This window comes from uncultured Gimesia sp. (assembly GCF_937919775.1).
Classification (GTDB): Bacteria; Planctomycetota; Planctomycetia; order Planctomycetales; family Planctomycetaceae; genus Gimesia.
Genome location: NZ_CALFPF010000507.1, coordinates 1 through 9,359 on the forward strand (window position 1 = coordinate 1; position 9,359 = coordinate 9,359).

11 protein-coding genes are annotated in these 9,359 nt (G+C 47.6%); 8 read left to right on the forward strand and 3 right to left on the reverse strand.

The genetic code is table 11. From position 1 onward, the window contains the following. From Q0294_RS14435 to Q0294_RS14470, 8 genes are all read left to right on the forward strand, one after another. A partial coding sequence (locus tag Q0294_RS14435; protein ID WP_299466758.1) for an ATP-binding protein occupies positions 1-473 on the forward strand: 473 nt, incomplete at its 5' end. Positions 474-729: 256 nt separating this feature from the next. Next, a complete protein-coding gene (locus Q0294_RS14440; RefSeq protein ID WP_299466761.1) occupies positions 730-1,737 on the forward strand; it encodes a PstS family phosphate ABC transporter substrate-binding protein in 1,008 nt (335 codons plus the stop codon). Then, positions 1,734-2,732 (forward strand): phosphate ABC transporter permease subunit PstC, encoded by a 999-nt coding sequence (gene pstC / locus Q0294_RS14445; RefSeq protein ID WP_299466764.1) that lies wholly within the window; start codon positions 1,734-1,736, stop codon positions 2,730-2,732. The genes Q0294_RS14440 and pstC overlap by 4 nt, the downstream gene beginning before the upstream one ends. Continuing rightward, on the forward strand, positions 2,729-3,607 hold the full coding sequence (gene pstA, locus Q0294_RS14450; protein ID WP_299466767.1) for a phosphate ABC transporter permease PstA: 879 nt from the start codon (positions 2,729-2,731) through the stop codon (positions 3,605-3,607). The genes pstC and pstA overlap by 4 nt, the downstream gene beginning before the upstream one ends. A gap of 206 nt (positions 3,608-3,813) precedes the next feature. Next, positions 3,814-4,596, forward strand: a complete 783-nt coding sequence (pstB, locus tag Q0294_RS14455) for a phosphate ABC transporter ATP-binding protein PstB (protein WP_299466787.1) — start codon at positions 3,814-3,816, stop codon at positions 4,594-4,596. A 4-nt stretch (positions 4,597-4,600) separates the two neighbouring features. Continuing rightward, complete coding sequence (phoU, locus tag Q0294_RS14460) at positions 4,601-5,272, forward strand: phosphate signaling complex protein PhoU (RefSeq protein ID WP_299466770.1); 672 nt, start codon at positions 4,601-4,603, stop codon at positions 5,270-5,272. Positions 5,273-5,304: 32 nt separating this feature from the next. Then, entirely contained in the window at positions 5,305-6,018 is a 714-nt protein-coding gene (locus Q0294_RS14465; RefSeq protein WP_299466772.1) for a response regulator transcription factor, read from the forward strand. A gap of 398 nt (positions 6,019-6,416) precedes the next feature. Beyond that, positions 6,417-6,716: a (2Fe-2S)-binding protein gene (locus tag Q0294_RS14470; protein WP_299466775.1), complete on the forward strand. Its 300-nt coding sequence runs from the start codon at positions 6,417-6,419 to the stop codon at positions 6,714-6,716. A 76-nt stretch (positions 6,717-6,792) separates the two neighbouring features. Here the strand turns inward: Q0294_RS14470 and bfr are convergent, their stop codons facing one another. From bfr to Q0294_RS14485, 3 genes are all read right to left on the reverse strand, one after another. After that, positions 6,793-7,263, reverse strand: a complete 471-nt coding sequence (gene bfr, locus Q0294_RS14475) for a bacterioferritin (RefSeq protein ID WP_299466778.1) — start codon at positions 7,261-7,263, stop codon at positions 6,793-6,795. Between the two features lie 230 nt (positions 7,264-7,493). After that, on the reverse strand, positions 7,494-8,255 hold the full coding sequence (locus tag Q0294_RS14480) for a DUF1080 domain-containing protein (protein WP_366917979.1): 762 nt from the start codon (positions 8,253-8,255) through the stop codon (positions 7,494-7,496). A gap of 451 nt (positions 8,256-8,706) precedes the next feature. After that, positions 8,707-8,922, reverse strand: coding sequence for a hypothetical protein (locus Q0294_RS14485; RefSeq protein WP_299466784.1), 216 nt, complete (start codon positions 8,920-8,922; stop codon positions 8,707-8,709). Positions 8,923-9,359 lie beyond the last annotated feature (437 nt).

The window sequence follows — 9,359 nt, forward strand, 5'->3', positions numbered from 1 at the left end:
AGATCTTCGATATTATCAGCATCGAATTGAGACCGTTTGTGGAATCTTGTCTTGTCGATCAGCAAAAGGTGGCTGAAGCCAAGAATATTGAACTGGTGATTGAAGAAAAAGAACCCGGCATCAAAGTCAAAGCGGATGATGAAGGTCTGCATCAGATTCTGGGGAACCTGATTAATAATGCGATCAAATACACTCCCGACCAGGGACGAATCACGATTCGCTGGCAGCGGGAGAAGACGAATATGGTGCTGCTCCAGGTGCAGGACACCGGGATCGGGATTGAGGAAAAATATCAGGCACGTCTGTTTGAACGGTTCTTCCGTGTCGATAAAGCCCGCTCGCGCGAATTAGGCGGAACAGGATTGGGACTTTCGATTGTCAAACATCTGGTTCAGTCCTTCAACGGGACGATTGCCGTCACAAGTAAAGTGGGAGAGGGAAGCACCTTTTCCGTCCGGCTCCCCAAGGGCTAGTTGACGAGTGGCGGTTTCGTAAGTCTTTTCATTTAAGTTGCTTACGCGAAATTTTCTCAGTGGTTTCCGTGTTCGGGAAAGATTAAGTACTTCATGAGTTCTTAATATATTCTTAACAATTTGCGGGTATGTTAATGCACGTCTGAAGAAGGTGTGTCAGGCGCCGGTTTGTTTTGGCTGGCCTGTTTATCACTTGGATTCAAAGCAAACATCTAACTTGTTGACTAAACATACCGCATGGGGAGAATCGCACGAAATGATCACGACAAACATAGGGAAAGTAATGGGGCTGCTGTGTCTTGCCATTGGAGTTTCCCTGATTGGCGTTGGCTGCAAAGGAGAAAGCAGCAACAGTACTGATCCCGCTGCAAAAAAAGCAGGTTCAGAAGCAGAACCAAAGGCCGCGGGAGGCGAAAAACTTGCCGGCGGCGTGAAAATTGATGGTTCTAGTACCGTATATCCCATCAGTGAAGCCGTTGCAGAAGAATTTCGTACTGTACAACCGGATGTGCGTGTAATCGTTGGGTTTTCCGGCACAGGTGCCGGGATGAAAAAATTCATCGCCGGCGAAATCGATATCTGCGATGCCTCACGTGGTATCAAAGAAAAAGAAGCTGCCGCCTGTAAAGAAAAAGGGATCGAGTTTATTGAACTGTCCGTTGCCTTCGACGGGTTGGCAATAATTGTAAATCCCAAAAATACCTGGTGCGATTGTTTAACCATTGGTCAGCTTAAAGAATTGTGGCGTCCCGAGAGTGATGTGAAACAGTGGAAAGACCTCAATCCCAAGTGGCCAGCCAAAGAGATCAAACTGTACGGGCCTGGTACCGATTCCGGGACTTTTGATTACTTCACAGAAGCTATTGTGGGTGAGGAAAAAGCAAGCCGCGCTGATTACACAGCCAGCGAAGATGATAATGTTCTGGTGACCGGGGTCCAGTCAGATGAAAATGCTCTCGGTTATTTTGGATATGCATATTATGAAGAGAACAAAGACAAACTGAAACTGTTGGGTGTCGACAGTGGCGATGGTTGCAAAAAACCCTCTCTGGAAACCGTGCGTGACAATTCTTACGCCCCGCTTTCCCGCCCCCTGTTTATTTATGTGCGTAAGTCGGCATTGGAGCGGCCTGAAGTGGTTGCGTTTGTGAAGTTTTATCTGGAACAAGCTGCAGCACTTTCCAAAGACGTTGGTTATGTGCCCGTGTCTGATGAAGTGGAAAAAGCAAACCAGGATGCCCTTAAGGGAGCATTGTCCAAGTGACAGAAGAACGTTCCGGCGAAGAACAATCGATCGAGATGGAACTCGGCGAGGCAGCTGTTATCAAGCTGCCTCGCTCTACGTCCTTAGAACGGGCAGGGGGTGGCCTGTTGGTCAGCCTGCGTCCTTACTATGAAGGAGTGATTCATTTCACCTTGTTTCTCTGTGCCAGCATTTCTGTGCTGGTCACTGTGGGAATTGTCGTTGTTCTGTTGTATGAATCGATTCAATTTTTCTTTGACGTATCGATCATTGAATTTCTGACGGGTACAAGGTGGACTCCATTATTGAAACCGCAGCATTTTGGGATTTTACCTTTAATGTGCGGGACGATGCTGGTGGCCGGCGGTTCTGCGATTGTCGCTGTTCCAATCGGTCTGGGAACAGCCATTTATCTCAGCGAGTATGCGTCTCCCCGTTTTCGTGATATTGTCAAACCAATGCTGGAAATTCTGGCAGGAATTCCTTCCGTCGTCTACGGTTATCTGGCAGTGGTATTTGTGTCCCCGATCATTCGGTATGTGTTTCCCAGTGCCGGTGTTTTCAATGCGGCGAGTGCCTGTATTGTTGTGGGTATTATGATCCTGCCGATGATCATTTCCTTAAGTGAAGACATTTTACAATCCGTGCCACTTTCTCTGAGAGGGGCCGCCTTTGCGTTGGGCGCCAACAAATTTGAAGTAACGGTGCGTGTGGTCGTGCCCGCCGCTTTGTCCGGCATTATCGCCAGTTTTTTGCTGGCGATTTCCCGGGCGATTGGAGAGACGATGGCGGTCACTTTAGCCGCCGGTGCTACACCCAAGCTGACCTTAAATCCTTTGGAGAGTATTCAAACGATGACAGCCTATATCGTGCAGGTCAGTCAGGGTGATACACCAGCTGGTACGGTTGAGTATCGAACTATTTTTGCAGTGGGTTTAACACTGTTTCTGACAACGATGACAATGAACGTGATCGCTCAGTATATTCTCTCCCGCGTAGGGGAACGTTACGAATGAGCTCAAAACTGGATATCTATACAACGAAACGACGTGGCCGGTTCAGTAACTTTCTGTTTACCTCGGTCTGTTTTCTGGCAACGATGACCTGTGTCTTGATGCTGTTCGTTTTGATTTGGAATCTCATTCTGCAGGGAAAAGATTGGCTGAGTTGGGACTTTGTGGAACGGTTTCCTTCTCGTTTTCCAGTCAAAGCAGGGATCAAGTCCGCATTATGGGGCAGCATCTGGCTGATCAGCCTGACGGCATTGTTTTCTGTTCCCCTGGGCGTGGGAGCAGCCGTCTATCTGGAAGAATATGCTCCCAAAAGCAGATGGCGCAAATTGATTCAATTAAATATTTCCAATCTGGCAGGGGTGCCTTCCATCGTATATGGAATTCTGGGTCTGGCCTTGTTTGTGCGGGCACTGGCCTTAGAGCGGAGTGTGCTGTCGGGGGCTCTGACTCTGACACTGGTTGTCCTGCCGATTATCATCCTGGCTTCTCAAGAGGCATTGCGATCCGTGCCCGATTCGATTCGCCGTTCTGCGTATGCCTTGGGGGCCACTCGCTGGCAGACCGTCTGGTATCAGGTTTTACCGGCTTCCCTGCCAGGAATCATGACGGGCGTGATTTTATCACTTTCACGTGCGCTGGGTGAAGCAGCACCCTTAATTGCAGTGGGTGCGATGGCTTATGTACCTTTTGTACCTGAAAAACTGACCGATGAATTTACGGCGTTACCGATCCAGATTTTTAACTGGACAGCACGACCTCAGGAAGATTTCCACCATCTGGCTGCTGCGGGGATTCTGGTGCTTTTGATCGTGCTGGTCAGCATGAACGCCATTGCGGTCTTTGTGCGTCATAAATATGGGAAAAAAATCCGCTGGTAAAAATGTGCTTTTTCAAAGCAACAAGAAAAACAAAATAATCATCGACACATATTTCATAAAAAGTATCTATAATTGGACTCAGCAAGGATTTTCAATCCATGGCTTCAACACCCTCGGTTAAAAAGATTATGCAACCATCCGATAAGGCGACTTCCGGTTATTCCAAAGCTCCTATGGTTCGACCTTCGATTCCGGAAGGCAAAGGCATGCGGACTGCCGACGAATTAGCGCAGGCCACTGAAAAAATCAGCGTGCGTGATATGTCGTTTTATTATTCGGAAAATCGTGCTTTAACCGACATCTCGCTTTCGATTCCCGAGTGTTGTGTAACGGCATTTATTGGTCCCTCCGGTTGTGGCAAGTCGACGTTTTTGCGGTGTTTCAATCGGATGAACGATATGATTGAAGGCACACGCGTCGAGGGGGAAATATTGCTGGAAGGCCAGGATATTTACTCTTCCCGTACTGATATCGTCACCTTGCGAAAGCGGATTGGGATGGTGTTTCAGAAATCAACGCCGTTTCCCAAGTCGATTTTTGATAATGTCTCGTTTGGTCCCAAGATTGCCGGTATCCGTAAGAAAAAAGAATTGTACGAGATTGTAGAACGCTCACTGCAGCGATCGGCACTCTGGGATGAAGTGAAAGACCGTTTAAGTGAATCAGCACTGAATTTATCCGGCGGTCAGCAGCATCGGCTCTGTATTGCCCGTGCCCTGGCGAATGACCCGGATATTCTGCTGATGGATGAGCCGGCCTCCGCCTTAGACCCGGCTTCTACAGCGCGCATCGAAGATTTGATTTTCGAGCTCAAAGAACAATATACGATCGTGATTGTGACACACAATATGCAGCAGGCAGCACGGGTTTCCGATCAGGCTGCTTTTTTCTATCAAGGTTTACTGGTGGAATCCGGGGCAACGGAAGAGCTCTTTACGAATCCCAAAAAACAGCAAACCGAAGATTACATCACCGGCAGGTTTGGATGAGCCAATGACAAAACATTTACAGCGCGACATGGAATCACTTGGACGAGAAATCATCACTCAGTCTTCTCTGGTGGAAGAGATGATCTCCAAGGCCAGTCGTGCGCTCTACGAAGTTCGAGTTGATCTGGCGAATGAAGTCATTGAGAAAGAACGCGCAATCAATGAAAGCGAAGTCAAGATCGAAGAAGAATGCTTGAAGATACTGGCGTTACATCAGCCGGTGGCTGTCGATTTACGCAAAACGGCAACTGTGCTGAAGATTAACAATGACCTGGAGCGGATTGCCGACCTGGCAGTCAATATCGCAGAGCGGACCATCGGGCTTTCTCATTATCCGAATTTTCGCATTCCAGCTTCGCTGGAGCCAATGACCAAAATTACGGTTTCCATGCTGCGTGATGCGATTGATGCCTTTGTCGATTTTGATACTGAAAAAGCGCGCGATGTTTGCAGACGTGATGATATTGTCGATGGTTATAACCGGGAAATTATCAATGAGATTTATTTGTTGATGCATACCGACCCGGAACTGATTAAGCCGGCGTTGCATTTTTTCTCTTCAGCACGCCATATCGAACGAATTGCCGACCATACGACTAATATTGCTGAAGATGTAATTTATTTAACGGAAGGCGAAATTGTTCGTCATCGTCATAAGCAAACATTTTCCAGCTGACTTGTTTTAATTTAGGTGGTGTAAGAAAAGATATGTCAAAGAAACGCATTCTTGTGATTGAAGATGATCGTTCTCTCTCTGAAGTTCTCGCATACAATCTGCGACAGGAGAAATACGACGCCGTTGTTGCCCTGGATGGAATGGATGGGCTGAGACAGGCACAACTCAAAGCACCAGATTTGATTATTCTGGACTTGATGCTCCCGCAAATGGATGGCCTGGAAGTCTGCCGCAGATTGCGGTCCGATCCTGTGACCAGCAATGTGCTGATTCTGATGCTGACTGCCAAATCAGAGGAGACCGATCAGGTTGTTGGCTTTACGCTGGGGGCAGATGATTATGTGACGAAGCCCTTTAGTGTCAAGATTCTGCTCGAGCGAATTAAAGCCTTGCTCAGACGCCGTGAAACTAACGGAGAGGCATCTGACACGATCGTGAGCCAGGGAGTGATGATTGACCGTCGTCGGCATCGGGTCATGATTGATGATGTACCGATTTCACTGACGCGAAGTGAATTTGAATTACTCGAAGCGCTGGTCAGACAGCCGGGCCGTGTTTTCTCGCGAGCCGAGTTGATTGATGCTGCTTTGGGAGATGATGCCTTGGTTCTGGAGCGAACCATTGACGTGCATATTCGGGCATTGCGACAGAAATTGGAAAAACATTCCGAACTGATTGAAACCGTGCGGGGTGTGGGATACCGTTTTCGCGATCCTGATACTGCCTTTAAAAGGCAGACATCGTAAGGTCCAACACATGATTGCTCCAGGCCTGCTTACCTCAGCAGGCTTTTTTTATACCCTGGTTCGAGTTTCTGCTTAAAGCTGCGATCAAAGGACCGCGAGTTTTGTTCTTGTAATAGCGTTGTTTGTGCTTATGGTGAGTGCCTTTTTGTGCGCTATTTTGATCCGAAGATTACCTCAGAGTAGAAATTTCTTTTTCAAGTAGTTGACAGGTCTCTAAAGACCGATATACTTGTTGTAGTTGAGACTGAGTCTCATAGTCTGCTTGCCACGAGATCAAACCTGAAACTGGGGTTATCGCGAGTCCCGCCTGAAAAACCCTGAAGTAACCAAGAATTTAACTCTCAATCAAAAAAGCGTCTGCCACACTGGATGCAACAGACGCTTGGGTATGATGTGATATGTCAATCGTTACAGAGAGCAAGTTAGAGCGAACAGCAGCGATTCAGGCGCCTGAGATTGCTCCGCGTCGTCGTTTTCTCTGTCACTGTCTGAAGGTGACGCCTGAGGAAGTGCAGGAATGTATCACGACGACCAGTGCAGAATCAGTTCATGAAGTGACCCGTGGATGTGGTGCAGGAAAAGGCTGCACTGCCTGCCATTGTCGAATTAAAGACCTGCTGGTTGGGTCGTGTGGCGATTGCGGTCAGTCCAAACGGCGTTGTCTCTGTGCCGCCCAGCTTGAGTCAACTCCAGCCTGAATCCAGGTGATGACCATTCTCCAAGACGATTCGGCTCGAATATAATCGACGTAATCGTGCAGTGGAGTGTTCTGGTTTAGACGCGGATCTGTTCTGCAAGGTAATTCTGGATTCCGACCTGCTTGATCAGTTCCAGCTGTGCTTCACACCAGTCGATGCTGTCTTCTGATTCGACGACCATCTGGTCCATCAATTCGCGGCTGCCGGCATCTTTTTCCTGATGGCAGAGTTCGATCGCTCCGTTGTAGGTGGAGACTCCTTTGGTTTCGAGAGTCAGGCTGTTCTGGATCTGTTCTTCCACCGTTTTCCCGACTTGAATGACGTCATAACGGGCGATTTCCGGGACTCCGTCCAGATAAAGAATGCGGTCGATGATTTGATCGGCGTGCTTCATTTCTTCAATCGATTCATCATAGAAGTGTTTGGCCAGCTTATCGAAGCCCCAGTCTTTACACATCTTTGATGAGATGAAATACAGGTTGATCGCCGTCAGTTCGATGGTTAATCCATCGTTTAAGGCATCAATAATTTTCTGACTACCCTTCATAGCTTTTACTTTCTCTAGTGTTTTCTTTGTAAGTCCGGCGATTCAGCGAGCCAGACAGGATTAATTCTACTTTGATCATCAGTTAAAGTAGTATTCGCGATTGAGCCAACTTCTTCCAGAGCGAAGTGCATCAAAATTGCCTGTTTTTGCGTATTGAAACAAGGTCTCTCTTCAGATGTGCTGCCGGGCGAAGGTTCCTGATATCGATTCTCAATACCGGGTAGAATTTGTTAAGGGTCCAGCTTCAAGAGTTCCACTTTGCGAAATTCAATGGGATGGCTTTCGGACTGGAGGGAAATGGTCCCTTTCTCCAACATAATGGGGGCTCCTTTTTCAATCAGCTTTTGGGCATCGGCATCCTGATCATCCAGTTGTGGCTTCGTATAGGAGAGAACCGTTTTGCCGTCGATGATGTGTTTAATAATTTCATTTCCGCGTACCTCTACTTCCACGGTTACCCATTGATCTCCATCATAGGTTTTTGAGCTGGAGTTCGTGCAGTGCGGTTTGAAGAGTTGATCATTCATGACGACATGTGTTCCCGGAGTGCACAGGTTCGCTGTCGTACGTTTTCCCGAGCCTTTGCCTCCCAGTAACTGCACTTCGATCGAAACGGGAAATCGTTGATCCTTTGACATGCTTTCGGGAGTTTGGCCGTGAACCATGATCCCACTGTTCCGAAATGCCCAGCCGGGACCGCCCTTTGATTGCTCTCCGGTAAAGCGATATTCAACACGGATGATATAATGCGAAAAGGCATCTTTGTAAAACAGATGTCCAAATTTCTCGGCGAACTCATCGTATTGGTCATAGCCCACTTTCAGCAGTCCATCCTCCACGCGAAACGTATTCCCAAAGTTATCATCCGCATCATAACCGCGAATTTTTACGGTCCAGTCATCCAGGTTTTTCCCATTGAACAGCGGAATCCATTTGCCTTGTGGCCTGGCTTCTTCTGCTGGCGCCGTGTGAGGCAGGCCGAGGCTCAACAGCAGGTACAGACAAAACGCGAGTGCTGATTTTGATTTCACAATAATGTTCCTTAAATCTCGGAGAACCTACCGGGGCACGCAGGTGCCCCTTTTGACCGCCTGCCCGGCGAAATGTTGCACAGGAAATGAACTGCGATCCTTTTAGAGGAAAGAGGGGACATTATAATCTCTCGCGCAGGAAATAGCACGGTTTTGTCAGTGAACTTTCCGGAATTTGAATACCACCTCTGATCTGAGCGTGAGCGGTAAAGTTCCCATCCTGATAGTCAGCGATATCGATTTCAGGAAATAAAAAAACGCCCGTTTGTGATAACGGGCGTTTTTAATTCAGGTTGGTACCAGAGAACTGATATCCGGGCGGTTTGCTGCCCCGGAGCGCGTCCTGTTTTTCCATAGCGTCAATGCTCGGCCCGAATGGCCTTGGAGACGCTGCAGTAAACCTCGACACAGGCTAGTTTTCTTTTTTAGGCTCTTCGCCACCTTCAGGCACTTCTGCGCCGGCATCACCGGTTGTGGAACCAGCTTCTGCAGGGGCGTCTCCAGCGGGAGCACCTTCGGCAGCAGGTTTGGCGGGGGTAGAAGCGGGGCTGCCGCATCCGACGGCCCAAGTTGAGATACTGACAGTAACAAGCACGACGCAAAGCCGGCTTAATTTTGTCAAAGACATTGTATTGTCCTTTCCGAATCCTTAGTGGTTAAAAATGAGTCAAGTGTTTTCTGTCTGTCACTGACATTCAGTCTAAAACCATTAAAAAACGAGTACCTTCAGATTTCAAGAGTCATAAAGTAGTTAAAGTTATAATTCATTTTGAAATCAGTTAAAGAAAGAGGTTTTTCGTATTGGATGAGTAATTTCACTGCATTTGCTTTTACAGTCATTGGGAATAAGCCAATTAGGACGACTTAACGGGCCAGTCAGATGGCCGGTTCGGGAATGCCAAAAATCGGGGGCAAGGTCAAGCTTAAACTTCAATAAACAAGGGATTTAAGGGAGAATGGCTGGGAATCCGCTTTTAGAATTCTCAAAAAATTTATGAGAAACTTTGATATAACAGTTTGCTAATTCAATAAGGGTTTGTCACACTAATTTCAGATTGAGGGAGT

What these genes read in the sequence shown, in the direction of transcription:
- Q0294_RS14440 (WP_299466761.1), top strand. Translation starts at nt 730, where the DNA reads ATGATCACGACAAACATAGGGAAAGTAATGGGGCTGCTGTGTCTTGCC.
- pstA (WP_299466767.1), top strand. Translation starts at nt 2,729, where the DNA reads ATGAGCTCAAAACTGGATATCTATACAACGAAACGACGTGGCCGGTTC.
- pstB (WP_299466787.1), top strand. Translation starts at nt 3,814, where the DNA reads ATGCGGACTGCCGACGAATTAGCGCAGGCCACTGAAAAAATCAGCGTG.
- phoU (WP_299466770.1), top strand. Translation starts at nt 4,601, where the DNA reads ATGACAAAACATTTACAGCGCGACATGGAATCACTTGGACGAGAAATC.
- Q0294_RS14465 (WP_299466772.1), top strand. Translation starts at nt 5,305, where the DNA reads ATGTCAAAGAAACGCATTCTTGTGATTGAAGATGATCGTTCTCTCTCT.
- Q0294_RS14470 (WP_299466775.1), top strand. Translation starts at nt 6,417, where the DNA reads ATGTCAATCGTTACAGAGAGCAAGTTAGAGCGAACAGCAGCGATTCAG.
- bfr (WP_299466778.1), bottom strand. Translation starts at nt 7,263, where the DNA reads ATGAAGGGTAGTCAGAAAATTATTGATGCCTTAAACGATGGATTAACC.
- Q0294_RS14485 (WP_299466784.1), bottom strand. Translation starts at nt 8,922, where the DNA reads ATGTCTTTGACAAAATTAAGCCGGCTTTGCGTCGTGCTTGTTACTGTC.